This is a genomic window from Rhizobium sp. BK312, from assembly GCF_014193605.1.
GTDB lineage: Bacteria > Pseudomonadota > Alphaproteobacteria > Rhizobiales > Rhizobiaceae > Rhizobium.
In genome coordinates this window covers 305,638-321,802 of the sequence record NZ_JACHZP010000003.1, presented here as the reverse complement: position 1 = coordinate 321,802, position 16,165 = coordinate 305,638, and the positions used below count along the sequence as shown (strand labels likewise).

The following is a 16,165-nucleotide window of genomic DNA, read 5'->3' as shown; positions in this document are numbered from 1 at the left end:
GGCCATCGCCATCATGCGGCGTCGGCAGGCATGGGCTGCTTGCCCTGCGTATTCACAGGCGCCTCATAGGCCTTCAGCTTGTCAGCAATTCTCACCATGATCTTGCGGGCTGCCTCCTCCTTGACCGGTCCGAAGCCTCTTATCTCATCAAACAGCGAGAGGATGGCAAGGGCCTCGGCCTCGTTGTCATGGCGCAGCCCGGCAAGTACCCGCTCGGCAACCCCTTCATAATCAGCGATCAGGCGACGCTCCAGCCGGCGTTCCGCCATATAGCCGAAGGGGTCGAAGGGCGTGCCGCGCAGGCGCTTCATCGGCGTAAGGACGCGGAGCAATGGCAGAATCCACGCGCCGAACTCGCGCTTCTTCGGCCGGCCGTTCGGATCCTTACCGCCAAGCACGGGCGGCGCGAGATTGAGGGCCAGCTTGAAATCCCCTTCCATCTCCTCGCGCAGATGCGTTTCGAAGGCCGGATCGGTCAGAAGACGCGCGACTTCGTATTCATCCTTGTAGGCGAGAACGCGTGCATAGGTGACGGCAACGGCAAAAGGCACCTTATCCGAAAGCCGCTCTCTTGCAGCCAGAGCATTGGCGTGGGCCACGAAGGCAGCATAGCGTTCGGCAAGCGCCGCATTCTGATAGGCGGTCAGATGCGCCTTGCGGTGTTTGATGAGTTCATCGAGGCTCATCTCCGTCAGCGTCTTACCCGTCCGGGGTTCAGCCATCATGGCATGTACGGCCTGCGGGTCGTGCGCCAGAAGCCGTCCCCACTGGAAGGCGGAAAGGCTCGCCTTGACGGCGACACCGTTGAGCTCAATCGCCCTTTCGATCGCTTCCAAAGAGAGAGGCAAAAGGCCGCGCTGCCAGGCAAAGCCGGTCAGCAGGATATTGGTCGACATGGCATCGCCGGTCACCTCCGTCGCGACGTGGCCGAAGTCGAGGAAAATGGACTTGTCGCTGACGGTCTTTGCGATCGCGTGCTGGATCGAACCGGTCTTGAAATCGAAATCGCGGTTGCGAACGAAATCGGCGACCGGCATCAGCCCGGTGTTGACGATGGCCGTGGTGCGCGTCGGCGAGCAGAGCGTGATCGCATCCTTGGAGGCACCCACCACCTCGTCCGCTGATAACAGGAGATCCGCGCCGCCATTGACGATACGCGAGGAGGTGACATCGGCCTGATTGTGGCCGATGCGCAGGTGGCTCATGACGGCGCCGCCCTTCTGGGCAAGGCCAGCCATGTCGAGGATCATCGGCACCTTGCCGTCGAGATGCGCGGCCATGCCGAGGATCGCGCCGATGGTCAGGATGCCCGTGCCGCCGACGCCGGCAATCGCGATATTCCACGGACGATCGCCGATGACGGGGATTTCGGGCATTGGGACATCGACATCGGCATGATCAAGCGCCTTTCGCTTGCGGCGCTTGCCGCCATGAACGGTCACGAAGGACGGGCAGAAGCCTTTGACGCAGGAGAAATCCTTGTTGCAGCTCGACTGATTGATCTGGCGCTTGCGGCCGAATTCCGTTTCCAGCGGTTCGACCGAGATGCAGTTGGATTGCACCGAGCAATCACCGCAGCCCTCGCAGACGGCCGGATTGATGAAGACGCGCTTGGCCGGGTCTTCCATCAGCCCGCGGCTGCGGCGACGGCGCTTCTCCGCGGCGCAGGTCTGAACGTAGACGATCGCCGAACAGCCTTCGGTCTCGCGCAGCGTCAGCATCACCTGATCGATATGGTCGCGATGCAGCACCTTGACGCCTGGCGCAAGCTCGGAAGCACGATAGGCATTGGGATTATCAGACAGCAGGTAGATCGGCTTGACGCCTTCGTCATGCAGCTGCTTCGTCACCAGCTGCGGCGTCAGGTAACCGTCGATCGGCTGGCCGCCGGTCATGGCGACGGCATCGTTGTAGAGCAGCTTGTAGGTGACGTTGACCTTGGAGGCGACGGACTGGCGGATGGCGAGAATGCCGGAGTGGAAATAGGTGCCGTCACCGAGATTGACGAACATATGCTTTTCGTCGGTATACCGGGCGATCGCCGTCCATGGCACGCCTTCGCCGCCCATCTGGGTGAAAGTCTCGGTGTTGCGGTCCATCCAGGTGACCATATAGTGGCACCCGATGCCGGCAATGGCGCGGCTGCCTTCAGGAACGCGGGTGGACGTATTGTGCGGACAGCCGGAGCAGAAGAAGGGTGTGCGGTTTAGCGGCGCCACATGGCTGCGGCTGATCTGGCCGCGCTCGGCGAGATAGGCGAGCTTGGCGGCGATGCGGTCATGCAGGCCCTGATCGAGATCGAGCTTGACGATACGCCCCGCAATTGCTCTGGCGACGGCGCCGACAGTCAATGCCGCCGAGAGGCTGAGATAGGGCTTGTCGTGTTCGTCGAACTTGCCGACGATTCGCGGACGGACATCGGCCCGCCAGTTGAAGAGCTGCTGCTTGATCTGGTTCTCGATGATCTCGCGTCGCTCCTCGACGACGAGAACCTCGTCCAGCCCTTCGGAGAAATGCCTGACAGCCTCGGGCTCCAGCGGCCAGGGCATGCGCACTTTCAAGATACGCAGGCCGATCGCTGCCATTTCCTGTGGGCCGATCTCCAGCTCGCGCAGTGCCTGCAGCACATCCTCATAGGCCTTGCCGGACGAGATGATACCCAGACGAGCGTTCGGCACATCGTGGGTGATTTCGTCGACGCGATTGGCACGGGCAAAGGCGATGGCCGCATAGGCCTTGTAGGTCTGCAGACGATCGTCCTGTATCAGCGGCGGATCGGGCCAGCGCAAATTCAACCCACCGGGCGGCATTTCGAAATCGGTCGGCAGCACGAATTGCCGCCTCTCGCCTGCCAGATCGACAGCCGCCGTCGTCTCGATTGTGTCGGCGATGAACTTCATGCCGACCCAGCAGCCGGAATAGCGCGACATGGCGATGCCGAGGAGGCCGTATTCGAGGAATTCGTGGATGGACGAGGGATAGATGACTGGGATGACTGCAGACATGAAATCATGGTCGGTCTGGTGCGGCATGGTGGAGGATTTGGCAGAATGATCGTCGCCAGCAATACAGAGGACGCCGCCATATTTGGAGGTGCCCGCAGCGTTTGCGTGCTTCAGCACGTCGCCGGAGCGATCGACACCAGGGCCCTTGCCATACCAGATGCCAAGTACGCCATCCTTACGGGCGCCGGGGGAAAGGCCGACCTGCTGCGAGCCCCATACGGCCGTCGCAGCAAGATCCTCGTTGATCCCGGGCTGGAAGGTGACGTCATATGCGTCTAGGTAAGTCTTGGCTTTCAAGAGCTGCTGGTCGTAGCCGCCGAGCGGCGAGCCGCGATAACCTGAAATGAAGGCCGCCGTATTGAGGCCGGCAGCGCGGTCGCGGCGCATCTGCGTCATGGGCAGCCGCACCAGCGTCTGCAAGCCGGTCATGAAGACGCGGCCTTCCTCTGCGGTATATTTGTCGTCTAGCGATACACTGGTCGCAAGCATCTGCTCTCCTCCCGAGATCGCAGTCACCAATTGCGCTTTCTTCTCGCCGGAAACCTCCTACCGCTTCCAACGAAAATCATGGCGGAATTCTAACATGCACCCGCGCTAATTTCCGAACGAAGGCTGGGCGTCGGCCGCATGATTTGTAAAGAATTTGGGCTGCTGACAGATATTTTCGTGCTTAGACCCGTCGCATACGAGCATCCATCACGAGCTTTCATCGGAGATATCAGCCACAAGGGGTTTTATGCATGCGACTCACTCCCTAAGGTCGCGCTCACTCGAATCTAGGAGACATATATGCTGACGATCTACGGTGTCTATCGCTCGCGCGCTTCGCGCAACTATTGGATGGCTGGGGAGCTCGGCGTCGAGTTCAAATCCGTGCCCGTCATCCAGGCCAGCCGGCTTGCCAATCCGCTGGCTGCCGATGCGCCAATCAACACGATGTCGCCAGAGTTTCTGACAGTCAATCCGATGGGCATGATCCCCTGCATCAAGGACGGCGACCTCGTCCTGCATGAATCGCTCGCCATCAATCTTTACCTCGCGCGCAAGTATGGCGGTCCTCTGGCCGGCAAGACGGTGGAGGAAGAAGGGCAGATGTCGATGTGGACCATGTGGGCGGCAACCGAAGTCGAGCCCTACAGTGTTGCGCTCGTTCGCATCTATGACAATGCCCAGGAAAACAGCGAGGCCGGCAAGGCCGGGATCGCCGTTGCCTGCCGCTCGCTGAAGAAGCCGCTCGATGTGCTGGAAAAGCATCTGCAAAGTCAGGATTATCTCGTCGGCCATCGCTTCACGGCCGCTGACTTGAACCTCGCGGAAGTGATGCGCTATGCCCAGACAGAACAGGAATTGTTCGATGCGCGTCCGAAGATGAAGGCCTGGATCGACCGCTGCCAGGCACGCGATGCCTATAAGGCCATGCAGGCGACCCGCGGTCACGAGCCGGTCTGATAGACCCTATCGGAAGAGACGCATGCTCTCTTCCATCTCCTCGCGAATCCAGGCCTTGAAGGCGGTCACCTTCTTCGGCTCCCGCACGCCGGGGGCGGTGACGAAATAATGGCCGAAGCCCGTCTTTACGCGGATACCGAAGGGATCGACGAGGCATTTCTGCTGCAGAGCATAGCCAGCCAGCGTCTGCCAGGCGAGCATCACCCCCTGCCCTGCTATGGCCGCATCCAGACAGAGCGACGCGTCGTTGAAGATGTGCCGCTCTTCCATGCAATGGCCCGATAGTCCCACCTTGCGCAGCCAGACCTCCCAGCCGAACATCGCATGTCCATCGATGACGGCAGGGACTTTCAGAAGATCGGCGGGCTCCCGGAGCGTGGCGGCGATCTGCGGCGTGACGACCGGGAACACTTCCTGCGCCAAAAGCAGCTCAGACTTGACGCCGGACCATTGCCCGCTGCCGACCCGGATGCCGATATCTACATCCGATGTCGCCGGATTGATCAGGCGCGTGGTGGCATCGATGCGTAAACGGATATCCGGGTGGCGGCTGGCGAAGCGGTCCAGCCGATAGACCAGCCAGCGGGCCGCAAAGACCGGCGCGACCGAAATCGTAAGGATATTCTCATCCTCGTGCTGCGCAAGGGCGACTGCGGCCGTAAGCGCTTGGAAGCCCTCGTTAAGCCTCGTCAATATCGCCAGCCCCGATGCCATGGCCATCATGCCTTTTGGAGTTCGCTCGAACAGCGACCGACCGAGCTGCGCCTCCGCCTTGATGACCTGTTGGCTGACCGCACCGACCGTTACACCGAGTTCGTCGGCGGCCGCCTGCAGCGAACCGAGCCGCCCGACCGCCTCAAGGGCGCGCAAGCCATTCAGATGAACGTTGTTGAGGTTTCTCATTATAGAATATCTATATCAGTATCTCCGCATTCTCAATTGCATTGAGCGCATGCTCGCGCGATTATCGCACCATGAAATTGAAGACCGTCGCCGCTTGCTCAGCTGATGCCCTCATGGTTGCATCGATGCGAGCATCCAAGGAGGCATACCATGTCGATCTTGAAGCTTTTCTTCAGTCATCTTCTCGAAGAGGATCGCAAACCGGACAGCGATCCGTTGCAGCATCCCATGCTTGCGGCCATGTCGCTGGAAGAACTGGCCGATCTGCCGCTGATGCCGGAAAATCTGGGGCGGCCTATGGACAAGCGGACCATTCAGCCGGAAGAATGCGCGTGAGAGAGATAATTATTGCACTCAAACGCGCATGACATCGAACGTAGGCATGGACGCCATAGCGGAGCGACTGCAGCGGCTGGTGGCGCAAGCCCGGCTGCCCGAGGTCGAACCTGGCCTGCATTACGGCCTGCCGGCCTTCAAAGTCGGTGGCAAGGCGTTCGTGACCGTCAAGAACAACGAGACCATCGTGCTGTCGCTGCCGATCGACCGGAAGGAGCAGCTGATGGAAATGGCGCCGGAGATCTACTACCAGACGGATCACTACGTCGGCTGGCCCTCCCTGCCGCTGCGGATCAAAGCAATCGGCGACGAGGAACTGGAGCTGCGCCTGATCGAGGCGTGGCGATACCGCGCCCCGAAAAAACTTCTGGCAACATTCAGCTGATCGATCAGGCCTGTTCGATGGCAAGCGCCTTCTGAACGGCCGGGCGCTCGAGCATGCGGTGATAATGCGCGTTGACCTTGGGGAACTGCTTGATATCGACACCGTCTCCCGGCAGCCACTTCTCCATGGTGAAGAGGTAGCCGTCTGCGACGGTATATTGCTCTCCCATTACCCAGGGACCCTTCAGCATCTTGTCTTCGATCAGCGCGAAGCTTTCGGTCATGGTCTGCGGCACCTTGGCCTTCATCGTCTCGATGGCCGCCGCATCGTCGGTCCAGCGGTAGCCGCGCCCCTTGTGCGAATGGTTCACATGAACGGTGGAGACGATGTAGCTGTTGAAGGATTGCATCTGCGCGAATTCGAAGGGGTCGTCGAGCGGTGCCAGCTTCGCGGCCGGCACGATCTGGGCGATGTAGGCCATGATCGCGATATTCTCGGTGAGGACGCCGCGATCGGTCACCAGGGCCGGAACGCGACCTTTGGGATTGATGGCCAAATAATCCGGCTGACGCTGATCGCCATTGGCAAGGTTGAGGCGACGGCGCTCGTAGGCGAGACCAGATTCTTCCAGAGCGATGAGACTGGCGAGCGCGCAGCTTCCGGGCGCGAAATAGAATGTCAGCATGTTCCGTTCCTCGATTGAAGTCCGTGAGGAAGCTAGAGCGAACCCGGCCGATACGGAAGTGGCTGACGCTGATGGGCGCTACAAAAGGTTTTGATCGGTCGGGCCGGTATGCCCATCCCCATTGGCTGGCTCAATGGGGATGGGCGGTCGATCTCAGGCGCAGCCGGGCACGTCTTCCAGCCTGTACCAGACGGGAATGCCGCGCTCGCCGGCAATACGGACATCATTGTCGGCGCCCTTGGAATCACCGGGCAATCTCAAAACGCCCTCGCAAAGCTGCAACAGGCGGCCGGCCGTTGGGTGGAAAATCTCCTCATAGAGATCGTCGCCGATGCTCTTGCCGCCGGCGGCGTGCCAGACCGGCAGGGCAACCCATTCGCCGATCATCGGCAGATGCCCAGCCTTGAACAGTGCGTAGGACGGCTCCTCAAGGCGTTTGAGGTTTTCAGCCATCTTCTTCGGATCATCACCAGTGCCGGAGCGATAAGGCCCCGCGATCAGGATCAACATGTCTTGTCTCCGTTTTTAGCTCCTGCTTGCTGCAGGAATTTGCACGAATATGCGCATATTTTCTTGAATGTCGAATCGATTCTGATAAATTCACGATTATTCGTGATATATCGTGCAGAGATCGGCATGCTGACCAGCCAACGGAAAACCCTCATCCTCGACAGATTGCGCCGCGACGGCCAGGTAATCGCCAAGGCATTGGCCGATGATCTCGGGCTATCCGAAGATACGATCCGTAGGGATCTGCGGGAAATGGCGACGGAAAGATTGCTGAAGCGGGTGCATGGCGGCGCACTGCCGCTGTCACCGGAGCTGCCCGATTTTACTGCGCGACAGACGGTCTCATCCGATGAGAAGCGCCGGCTCGGTGCGCATGCGGTCACCATGATCCAGCCGGGCCAGACCGTGTTTCTCGATGGCGGCACCACCAATGCCGAGATCGCCCGCCAGCTCCCGAAGGATCTCCCCGTCACCATCGTCACCCACAGCCCGACGATCGCAGGCGAGCTGGAGCATCATCGACTGGCCGAAGTAATCCTGATCGGCGGCAAGCTCTACAAGCATTCGATGGTCGCGACGGGTGCCGTCGCCATGGCGGCCGTCGCATCGATAAGGGCCGACATTTTCTTTCTGGGCGTCACCGCCATCCATCCCGCCCGCGGCTTTTCGACCGGCGATTTCGAGGAAGCGGCCATCAAGCGGCATATCGCGCAATGCTCGGCGGAAACCTACGTATTATCGACGACCGAGAAGCTCGACGCTGCCTCGCCATGCCAGATCCTGCCCTTGCACGGCGTTTCCGGTCTGATCGTATCATCGGATGTTCCGGAGGAAAGCCTGGCGCCCTACCGGCATGCCGAGATGCCGATCTTCCTGGCCTGAGGCCAACGCTGCATCTGTCCACCTTGCCGCCATCGCCGATCGGGCCTACCTCCATATACGCCACAGGTTACGATCACCCATGAACGAACGCCGCATTCACCAGCTTTTTGAAATCAGCGTCCTGTTGAAGGGCGCGCATGCCGTGATCGAATGCCTCGGCGGCATAGTGCTGGCGCTCGTCAGCACCGAGTCGATCCTTCGGCTGGCGAACCGGATCACGCAGCCCGAGCTGCTCAACGACCCGCATGACTTTATCGCGACCCATCTGCTCACGTGGGCGCAGGATTTCTCGGTCGGTACGAAGAATTTCTATGCCTATTACCTCTTGAGCCATGGGCTGGTTAAGGTGCTGCTGGTCATCGGCCTGCTCCGGGGCAAGATGTGGGCCTATCCGGCATCGCTTGCCGCCTTGGGGCTTTTCATCGCCTACCAGCTTTACCGCTTCACCGACACGCACGGTATCGGGCTCATCATCCTCACCATCTTCGACCTCGTGGTCATGGTTCTTATCTGGCAGGAATACAAGGTCGTCCGGCACCATGTACCGGCTCGTAAAACGAGCGGCTGAGGCGAGGAGTAAGCTATGCCCCCAACGCCGCTGCCGGTCTGATATTACCGACCTGGATGCCGTTCCAGTTCTTAAAGGATCGGTCGGCCATCGCCATCAGGCCGGCATGGACAGGGCCGTCCTTCTCGAAGAAGCGGGCCAATGTTGCGGCCACCATGACTTCCGCCGCGCGAGTGGTGCCGTCGTCGCATTTGATCGCGATGGCAATACCCTGCTCGGGGATGGCGGCGCAAAACACGCCCTCGGCGCCGGTCTTGGCGAAGATGCGGCCGGGAGCGATCTGCATCAGCTTGGTGCAGGCGCGGTCGGTGCCGGCGACGTAGAAGGGCTCGGCCATGCAGGCCTCGAACAGCCGGCGTGATGCCTTGGCGCGCAGCGGCTCCAGACCGGCGCCGGTCGCCATCCTGGCAAAACCATGCGCCAGCCCCTTGAGCGGCACGGCATAGGTCGGGATCGAGCAGCCGTCCGTGCCGCAATTGTCGTGCGCCAGAACAGCGCCGGTCAGGCTCTGCATCGTCTCGCGGATCTGCTGCTGCAGCGGGTGGTCATAACCGACATAGCCCTTGGGATCGATGTCCTGATGGCAGCAGGCGCAGACGAAGCCGGCATGCTTGCCGGAACAATTGTTGTGCAGCGCCGTCGGCTTGTCGATGGCGCGGACCTGATGAATCAATGTCTTCTGATCGAAAGACCAATGTGCGCCGCATTCGAGCGTGCCGACATCGCGGCCGGCGCGCGCCAGCATGGAGGCGGCGAGCGCCACATGCTCATCCTCGCCATTGTGGGATGAGCAGGCGAGCGCCAATTCCTTATGACCGAAACCATAGGCATCCGCGGCACCGCTTTCGACCAACGGCAGGGCCTGCATCGCCTTGCAGGCCGAGCGTGGAAAGACGCCGCTTTCGATATCGCCGAGCGAGAAAACCAGCTTCCCATCGCCATCGACCACAACGACGGAACCGCGATGGCGGCTCTCAACCAGATTGCCACGGGTGACTTCGACGCAGACGGGATTGGACATGAGGAGACGCAGCCTTTGATTTGCTAGACGGCCAGTAATAGCCGCCGCCCCCGGAATTGCCAATCGCCGATGCCGGCGGGCAACATCAAAAAGGGATCTCTCAGGCTGTGTCTCGGATCCTGTAGGCGCAACGCCGGGCACCGAGCAGGATATGCTCCTCCCGTTCGACATCAGCACCAAGCACCATGCGGAAAGTCTCCAGCTCAGATCGGCAGAAGCCGGCGCAGGCAGATGCGGCAGCACAAATGGGGCAATGGTTCTCCACCAGCACCAGCGAGCCATCCTTATCCTGCCAGTGATCGGCCATATAGCCTTCCCGCGTGCGGATGGCGGCGAGGTTTGCGACGCGCGACGGCAGATCGGCTGAAAGGTCGATTTCGCTTCGATAGCGCCGAAGCGTCTCTGTTTCACGTGCCGAGATGACCGTATCGACGGCACCCTGCCCCAATTGGCTGACCATGGTCGCAAGCAGGGTGGCGGTCAGATCGGCATGGCCATCGGGAAATTGCCTGTTGCCGGCCGCCGTCAGATGCCAGAACTGGCGCGGCCTGCCTCTGCCGGCGGCAGCCTCCGCCACCGGCTCGACCAACCCCTCCTCAGCCATCTTCGTCAGCTGCTGGCGTGCCGCCTCCGACGATATGCCGAGCACATCACCGACGGCGGCTGCCAGTTGCGGCCCGTCGGTTTTCAACAGGATCAGAATTCGATTAGCGGGTGACTGGCGCATTTTCCAAGTTTTCTCTTGTTTTAATCCGACAAGGATGTAATTTTCCAAATTATAACTTGGAAAATAATCAACCGCTAGGGAAAATACCGAGGATCGCCCGATGTCCAGCATCGAAAACACCGCTCCCGTCAAATCAGCCTCCATCTTCACGCTGTTCTCGCCAAGACTTCTGCCTGCGACTCTGATGCTTGGCGGCGGGGTCACGCTTTATGCCGTCGAATCCTACATCACCGCCACGATTGCCCCCTCGATCGTCCGCGACATCGGCGGCCTCGAATTGTTCTCCTGGATGACGACGCTTTTCGTCGCCGCAGGCGTTCTCGGCTCGATCACTGTTGCGACCCGGCCGAAGGGAATAGGCTTGCGTGCCGTCTATGTTGCCGCGGCGCTCATCTTCGGCGTCGGCAGCCTCGCTTGCGCCATCGCGCCGACCATGCCTGTGCTGCTGATCGGTCGCGCCGTTCAGGGGTACGGCTCAGGCATGCTGTCCGGCCTCGCCTACGCTTTCATTCGTTTCATCTATCCTGAACCTCTGTGGCGCAGGGCCTCTACGCTCTACGCTGCCATCTGGGGTGTAGCGACCGTACTCGGGCCGACGCTTGGCGGCCTCTTCGCCGCAGGGAGCGCCTGGCGGGAGGCCTTTCTCATCCTTGTGCCGGTGGCTGTTCTCATGGCGCTCTCGGGGCGCTGGCTGCTGCCCGACGTCGCGGACGATCGGATCGACACCAGAACGCCGCTCATCCAGATCATACTTTTGCTTGCCGCAGTTCTATTCGTCAGCATCGCCGGGACGATCGAACATGGATCCTACAAGACGATGCTGATCGCAGCTTCGATCGTACTCGTCGCAACGATGGTGCTGATAGAGCGCAAGAGCGAAGTGCGCCTTCTGCCCTATGGCGCCGTCATGCTCAGCAACCCCATCGCGCGGCTCTATCTGACGATATTCACGATGATGCTCGTGTTGACGAGCGACATCTATATCCCCTACTTCCTGCAAACCCTGCATGGCGTCACGCCGCTCGTCTCCGGTTATCTCGTTGCGCTCGTCGCATTGGGCTGGACCATAGCGGCCTTCTTCAGCGCCTCTTTTTCCGGTAGGCAGGCCGCCATTGCCATCATCAGCGGCTGCATTTTGGAAACGGCCGCGACCGCATCACTGATCCCCTTCCTGGCAACGAACACGCCTTTTGATACCGTCGCCAGATTTGCGCCCGCCGTCATCACGATGTTCCTGATGGGATTCGGCGTCGGTCTCGGCTGGGCGCATCTTGTGACCAGGATCATCGGCATCGCCCGCAGGACCGAACAGGACAAGGCCTCGGCCGCGATCTCTATGACGCAGTCGCTGGGCGGCGCATTCGGTGCAGCGCTCGCAGGCGTCATCGTCAATGGAGCGGGCCTGACATATCCTGGCGGTATCAGCGGCGGCCTCTCTGCAGCAATGTGGCTCTATGCGCTGATGGCGATACCTGGCCTCATCGCCGTCGCCCTGTCGCTGACGATCAAGCCAGCTTCAGCATGATCTTGCCGATGTGGTCGCTGGTCTCCATCAACCGATGCGCCTCGACCACATCGTCGAAAGAGAAGGTCCGATAAATGACCGGGGCGACGGTGCCCTGGTCGAGCAGCGGCCAGACCTGGGAAAGAAGGTCGTCGCGAATGGCTCGCTTTTCCTCAGCCGTGCGTGGACGCATAGTCGATCCGGTCACCGTCAGGCGCTTGACCATGATCGGCGCAAGGTTGGCCTTCTCCGCCACCGCGCCGCCAAGGAAGGCAATGATGGAAAGGCAGCCGTCACGGGCAAGCGAGGCGAGGTTCTTCTCCAGATAGGCGGCGCCGATCATGTCGAGAATGATATCGACGCCATGTTCCGTCTCGGCCTTGATGACCTCGGCGAAATCTTCCTCTTTATAATTGATCGCCCGCTTGGCGCCGAGCTTCTCGCAGGCCTCGCATTTTTCCTTCGACCCGGCGGTCGCATAGACCGTCGCACCGAAAGCGTGGGCAAGCTGGATCGCCGTCGTGCCGATGCCGCTGGAGCCGCCGTGGATCAATACGCTTTCGCCTTCGGTCAGCCCCGCCATCTGGAAGAGATTGGCCCATACGGTGAAGAAGGTCTCGGGGACGGCGGCCGCGCGGACGGCGTCATAACCGTTCGGGAAGCGCAGCGCCTGGCCGGAGGGAAGCACGCAATATTCGGCATAGCCGCCGCCATTGGCTAGGCCGCAGACCTTGTTGCCGATGGCAAATTCGGTCACGCCAGGCGCGACATCGACGACCTCGCCGGATATTTCGAGACCGAGGATCGGGCTTGCTTCCTTCGGCGGCGGATAGATCCCCTGCCGTTGCGCCACATCCGGCCGGTTGACGCCGGCAGCCTCGACGCGGACCAGGATCTCGCCTGGCTTCAACACCGGAAGGGGCTTTCGGGCGATGGTCATGACTTCAGGTCCGCCAAAGGATGGCAAATCCACGAAACGCATTTCAGACGGCAAGGGCATGGCGCAATCTCCTCTCCCAGCAAAGCAGTGGAGATAGTTTAGCGCAGCGCGCTTGAAAAGATGGCACGGCGGAAAGGCGTCAATTCGTCTCGGCCAGACCGAGGAATGCGACGCCGGCAGTGCTTTCCTTCGCCTTGGTCTTGATCCCGGCGATGGAGGTGCTGACGCGATTGATATTGTCGATCACCAGTCCCTCCGCCAGCTGCAGGATACCGATCGAGCAGCGCATCAGCGGGAACTCGGCCTCGGCGCCGGCGCGGTCGTGGCCGCGAATGCGGCCTGCGGCACGATCTTCGGCCGAGTAAAGATCGAGCACGTCAGCATGGAAATCGGCAAGCAGCCGGTCCAGAACTTCGCGCAGCTCCTGCATGCTCCAGCCGGTGACACCGATGAAGAAATCGTCGCCGCCGACATGACCGAGGAAATGGCGCTCGGCAAAGAAATAGCGGCGCATCAATGCGGCAAATAGCGAAATGGCATGGTCGCCGAGATGGAAACCATAGGCATCGTTGAACGGCTTGAAATTATCGAAGTCGCAATAGCAGAAATGCCTGACTTCATCACCATCGCGGCCGGCGCTCTGCATGAAATCATGGATCGCCCTGTTGCCGGGAAGGCCGGTCAAGGGGTTCTGGTCCTGGGCAATCTTCAGCTGCTTTTCGTTGATGACCTTGATGAGAGAGGCAGCGGAGACGATGCCCGCATAATGCGTGCCTTCGGTGACGATCAGGCAATCGCTGCTTTCCATATTGGCGAAGATCGTCATCAGCGTCTCGGCATCGGAATCAAGGCCGACGATCGGCGCCATTTCAATGAAATGCGAGATCGACCGTTTATAAACCTTGTTCTTCAAAAGGTCGCGGCCGAAGGGCTGATAGATATATTCCTTCAGCTGGTATTCGTGGATGATCCCGCGCGGCTCGTCATTGGCATTCACGACCGGGAAATAAGCTCGGCGCGGATTGCGGCGAAAGAGCTCGAAGACGCTGTCGATGCTGTCGCTCTCGCGGATGGTCGGCAGCACTTCAATCTGCTTGCGGATTAGGATTTCATCGAGCGACTGGCTGTTGCGCGCCGTCTTGCCGAGATCCTGCAAATGCGGAAAGCTCGGCTTCAACTCGTTGATCAGTACGGTCGGGCGGGCAATGAACCAGCCCTGGACGAGATCGACGCCGAATTCGCGGCAGGTCAGGAATTCCGCCTCGGTCTCTATGCCTTCGGCGATGACGCGCGTACCGAGGACATGGGCGATGTTGACGAGATTTCGAAGGATATGGCGCTTGCGGGCGCTGCGATCGATATCGACGATGAAATGCCGGTCGATCTTCAGATAGTCGACCGGATAATCGGACAGCAGTTTCATTTCGCCGTGGCCGACGCCGAAGTCGTCGATGGCGAGCTTGAAACCGGCATCGCGCATCTTGGCAACCAGCGTCGAAAACTCCGGCACGAGGGTATTGTCGAAACGTTCCGAGAATTCGAAGCAAACAAAGGAAGGGGCGATGCCGGCCTTTCTCATATGCTGCAGCAGGCCATCGACCAAGGCGGCGCCCTGCGGGATCAACCGGACATCCAGGTTGAGGAAAAGCGTAGCGGCAACCATATTAGGGAGAGTGGCAAACTTCGCAAGCGCGCGGCTGCTGACCATCTGCTCGAGCCCAAGAAGCTGGCCGTTGCGCTCGGCCTCGTCGAGGATATCGACCGGGCTGTCGAAACCAATGCGCTCCTGGCCGCGCATGAGGGATTCATAGCCGAAAACGGCGCCCGTGCCGGCCTCCACGATCGGCTGAAATGCATTTTCGATCACGAGTTTGGCGAGAGTAACGATCTGATCGCTGGCGTATCGGCGCAAGACGCCCGGTTCGGCTGCGGCAGTCAGGGACATGCCCATCTCCACTTGCGGATTCTAATCTAATTTATTTGAGTAAAACTTTGGGTTTACCGCATTTTCGGCCGAGGATGCGTCATAAAGCGTCAACGAAACCTTTCCCCTATGTGAAAGTTTCATGAATGGTAAAGCAATATTAACCATTTGTCGGGCCGCAGACCCGGCATACGGCAGCCAAGAGGCTGCCGTGATGAGGAGGTTCAGTGCTGATTGCTCGAGTGCTGCTCCGCCTCGTAGTCGGCAAACATATCGGCAACGCAGCGGCCGCTCTTTGCCGTCTCCCCGCCATCGTTGGCGGCATGAGGCACATCGCAAATGTCGCCGCGCCTGCGGGCTGCATCCCACATGCGCAGGGCTTCCCGCACGACTTCGCTGCTCGAGGCATAAGTGCCGGTATCGACCGCTGCCCGGATGCCCGCAGCCTGAAGCGGAGAGATGGAAACCGTTACCATCGGCATGATATTCCTCCCTTGACGTCGTTACGCGGAAATTTGTCTGGAAGCATGTTCCGCGGCTTTGACCAGTTTCTTCACGCATGTCTGTCGACACACGCATTTCGGATGAAGATACTGTCGTTACATCAACGCAACGCCGGTCTGCCCGACATGGCAGAGGCGGTAAGAGTAACGCCGCTCACGCTCCTTGTCAAAAAGTAGCAGTCCGTTACCCCTTTCGGGTGGTGCCCTACCGCCTAAGCACAAGGCCGAAGGCCACCAGCGTCCATCCTTGGAAAATCAGGTCAAAGGCCAGGAAAAGGCCAAGAATCCAGAGGCTGTTGACCGGCCAGCCAACTGCAATGGCAATGCCAGCGGCGGCGGTTGCAAGGCCGCTGATGACAATCCAGACCCAACCACGCTCCGGCTTCAACTTGCGGCCCACCCAGACGCGAAACGTGCCGGCAATGAGCAGTGCGATGGCGAGGAATAGCGTCAAGGCTTCCGACGCCAATAGTGGATTGGCGAAGGCAAGCACGCCGGCAACCGTATAGAGCAGGCCGCTGAGAACCCAAAACAAAATGTGCTCCCAGCCCCTTACCTGAAAGGCATGGGCCAGATGCACGATGCCGCCGATCAGCATCAGCATGCCGACATAATAGACCGAAGCGACGGTGGCGATGAACAGATTGCCAAGGGCAATGCCGCCGCAGATCAGCAGCAAGATCCCGAGCCCGAGGAACCATCCCCATTTGTCGCGCATCGCGGATGGGGGAACTTCATCAAGAATATCGACCATGACTGCACCTCCTCCTCTTCGGAATTATGGCACAGAAATGCTTTGCGGAAAGAGGTTGCGGATTTTTCCTGAGGGAGGGCTGGTCACGTGATTTTTTTATTGATTGATCAGTCAATCAAAAATACACTC

At 60.0% G+C, this 16,165-nt stretch carries 16 protein-coding genes; 6 read left to right on the top strand and 10 right to left on the bottom strand.

Annotation, left to right across the window (positions count from 1 at the left end; translation table 11 throughout):
• Positions 1–11 precede the first annotated feature (11 nt).
• Positions 12–3,521 carry an indolepyruvate ferredoxin oxidoreductase family protein gene (locus tag FHT85_RS10165; RefSeq protein WP_312861337.1) on the bottom strand — a complete coding sequence of 1,170 codons (3,510 nt, stop codon included), beginning with the start codon at positions 3,519–3,521 and terminating at the stop codon, positions 12–14.
• A 273-nt stretch (positions 3,522–3,794) separates the two neighbouring features.
• Here FHT85_RS10165 and FHT85_RS10160 point away from each other — a divergent pair, with 273 nt between their 5' ends.
• Entirely contained in the window at positions 3,795–4,454 is a 660-nt protein-coding gene (locus FHT85_RS10160; protein WP_112412388.1) for a glutathione S-transferase family protein, read from the top strand.
• A gap of 6 nt (positions 4,455–4,460) precedes the next feature.
• On the opposite strand, the gene FHT85_RS10155 is transcribed toward FHT85_RS10160, so the two are convergent.
• Entirely contained in the window at positions 4,461–5,357 is an 897-nt protein-coding gene (locus tag FHT85_RS10155; RefSeq protein ID WP_112412389.1) for a LysR substrate-binding domain-containing protein, read from the bottom strand.
• A gap of 150 nt (positions 5,358–5,507) precedes the next feature.
• On the opposite strand from FHT85_RS10155, the gene FHT85_RS10150 reads away from it, so the two are divergent.
• Positions 5,508–5,693, top strand: coding sequence for a hypothetical protein (locus FHT85_RS10150; protein WP_112335563.1), 186 nt, complete (start codon positions 5,508–5,510; stop codon positions 5,691–5,693).
• 28 nt (positions 5,694–5,721) lie between these two features.
• Entirely contained in the window at positions 5,722–6,078 is a 357-nt protein-coding gene (locus tag FHT85_RS10145) for an MmcQ/YjbR family DNA-binding protein (protein ID WP_112412390.1), read from the top strand.
• Between the two features lie 4 nt (positions 6,079–6,082).
• Here the strand turns inward: FHT85_RS10145 and FHT85_RS10140 are convergent, their stop codons facing one another.
• Positions 6,083–6,703, bottom strand: a complete 621-nt coding sequence (locus FHT85_RS10140) for a glutathione S-transferase family protein (RefSeq protein WP_112412391.1) — start codon at positions 6,701–6,703, stop codon at positions 6,083–6,085.
• Positions 6,704–6,856: 153 nt separating this feature from the next.
• Positions 6,857–7,213 (bottom strand): DUF4406 domain-containing protein, encoded by a 357-nt coding sequence (locus FHT85_RS10135; protein WP_112412392.1) that lies wholly within the window; start codon positions 7,211–7,213, stop codon positions 6,857–6,859.
• A 126-nt stretch (positions 7,214–7,339) separates the two neighbouring features.
• On the opposite strand from FHT85_RS10135, the gene FHT85_RS10130 reads away from it, so the two are divergent.
• Positions 7,340–8,095 (top strand): DeoR/GlpR family DNA-binding transcription regulator, encoded by a 756-nt coding sequence (locus FHT85_RS10130; protein WP_112412478.1) that lies wholly within the window; start codon positions 7,340–7,342, stop codon positions 8,093–8,095.
• 79 nt (positions 8,096–8,174) lie between these two features.
• The gene (locus FHT85_RS10125; RefSeq protein ID WP_112335560.1) at positions 8,175–8,663 is read left to right on the top strand and encodes a DUF2127 domain-containing protein; all 489 of its coding nucleotides are present in this window, start codon (positions 8,175–8,177) and stop codon (positions 8,661–8,663) included.
• Positions 8,664–8,676: 13 nt separating this feature from the next.
• Here the strand turns inward: FHT85_RS10125 and FHT85_RS10120 are convergent, their stop codons facing one another.
• Both FHT85_RS10120 and FHT85_RS10115 read right to left on the bottom strand, forming a co-directional pair.
• On the bottom strand, positions 8,677–9,684 hold the full coding sequence (locus tag FHT85_RS10120; RefSeq protein ID WP_112412393.1) for an asparaginase: 1,008 nt from the start codon (positions 9,682–9,684) through the stop codon (positions 8,677–8,679).
• 100 nt (positions 9,685–9,784) lie between these two features.
• Positions 9,785–10,411: a helix-turn-helix transcriptional regulator gene (locus tag FHT85_RS10115; protein ID WP_112412394.1), complete on the bottom strand. Its 627-nt coding sequence runs from the start codon at positions 10,409–10,411 to the stop codon at positions 9,785–9,787.
• 100 nt (positions 10,412–10,511) lie between these two features.
• Between FHT85_RS10115 and FHT85_RS10110 the strand changes: the two genes are divergently transcribed.
• Positions 10,512–11,936, top strand: a complete 1,425-nt coding sequence (locus tag FHT85_RS10110; protein ID WP_112412395.1) for an MFS transporter — start codon at positions 10,512–10,514, stop codon at positions 11,934–11,936.
• Here FHT85_RS10110 and FHT85_RS10105 read toward each other — a convergent pair.
• The 4 genes from FHT85_RS10105 to FHT85_RS10090 all read right to left on the bottom strand — a co-directional run bounded on the left by FHT85_RS10105 (position 11,917) and on the right by FHT85_RS10090 (position 16,036).
• A complete protein-coding gene (locus FHT85_RS10105) occupies positions 11,917–12,915 on the bottom strand; it encodes an NAD(P)H-quinone oxidoreductase (RefSeq protein ID WP_112412396.1) in 999 nt (332 codons plus the stop codon). The genes FHT85_RS10110 and FHT85_RS10105 overlap by 20 nt on opposite strands.
• 79 nt (positions 12,916–12,994) lie before the next feature.
• Positions 12,995–14,800, bottom strand: a complete 1,806-nt coding sequence (locus tag FHT85_RS10100; protein WP_112412397.1) for a GGDEF domain-containing protein — start codon at positions 14,798–14,800, stop codon at positions 12,995–12,997.
• Positions 14,801–15,003: 203 nt separating this feature from the next.
• A complete protein-coding gene (locus FHT85_RS10095) occupies positions 15,004–15,261 on the bottom strand; it encodes a type II toxin-antitoxin system ParD family antitoxin (protein ID WP_112398257.1) in 258 nt (85 codons plus the stop codon).
• Between the two features lie 226 nt (positions 15,262–15,487).
• Positions 15,488–16,036: an HdeD family acid-resistance protein gene (locus FHT85_RS10090; protein ID WP_112335553.1), complete on the bottom strand. Its 549-nt coding sequence runs from the start codon at positions 16,034–16,036 to the stop codon at positions 15,488–15,490.
• Positions 16,037–16,165: the final 129 nt, after the last annotated feature.

Bases quoted from the DNA above. Each gene is read 5' to 3' on its own strand.
- FHT85_RS10125 (WP_112335560.1), top strand. From the start codon at position 8,175: ATGAACGAACGCCGCATTCACCAGCTTTTTGAAATCAGCGTCCTGTTG.
- FHT85_RS10130 (WP_112412478.1), top strand. From the start codon at position 7,340: ATGCTGACCAGCCAACGGAAAACCCTCATCCTCGACAGATTGCGCCGC.
- FHT85_RS10115 (WP_112412394.1), bottom strand. From the start codon at position 10,411: ATGCGCCAGTCACCCGCTAATCGAATTCTGATCCTGTTGAAAACCGAC.
- FHT85_RS10150 (WP_112335563.1), top strand. From the start codon at position 5,508: ATGTCGATCTTGAAGCTTTTCTTCAGTCATCTTCTCGAAGAGGATCGC.
- FHT85_RS10095 (WP_112398257.1), bottom strand. From the start codon at position 15,261: ATGCCGATGGTAACGGTTTCCATCTCTCCGCTTCAGGCTGCGGGCATC.
- FHT85_RS10135 (WP_112412392.1), bottom strand. From the start codon at position 7,213: ATGTTGATCCTGATCGCGGGGCCTTATCGCTCCGGCACTGGTGATGAT.
- FHT85_RS10105 (WP_112412396.1), bottom strand. From the start codon at position 12,915: ATGCCCTTGCCGTCTGAAATGCGTTTCGTGGATTTGCCATCCTTTGGC.
- FHT85_RS10140 (WP_112412391.1), bottom strand. From the start codon at position 6,703: ATGCTGACATTCTATTTCGCGCCCGGAAGCTGCGCGCTCGCCAGTCTC.
- FHT85_RS10100 (WP_112412397.1), bottom strand. From the start codon at position 14,800: ATGTCCCTGACTGCCGCAGCCGAACCGGGCGTCTTGCGCCGATACGCC.
- FHT85_RS10155 (WP_112412389.1), bottom strand. From the start codon at position 5,357: ATGAGAAACCTCAACAACGTTCATCTGAATGGCTTGCGCGCCCTTGAG.
- FHT85_RS10160 (WP_112412388.1), top strand. From the start codon at position 3,795: ATGCTGACGATCTACGGTGTCTATCGCTCGCGCGCTTCGCGCAACTAT.
- FHT85_RS10090 (WP_112335553.1), bottom strand. From the start codon at position 16,036: ATGGTCGATATTCTTGATGAAGTTCCCCCATCCGCGATGCGCGACAAA.
- FHT85_RS10110 (WP_112412395.1), top strand. From the start codon at position 10,512: ATGTCCAGCATCGAAAACACCGCTCCCGTCAAATCAGCCTCCATCTTC.
- FHT85_RS10145 (WP_112412390.1), top strand. From the start codon at position 5,722: ATGACATCGAACGTAGGCATGGACGCCATAGCGGAGCGACTGCAGCGG.
- FHT85_RS10120 (WP_112412393.1), bottom strand. From the start codon at position 9,684: ATGTCCAATCCCGTCTGCGTCGAAGTCACCCGTGGCAATCTGGTTGAG.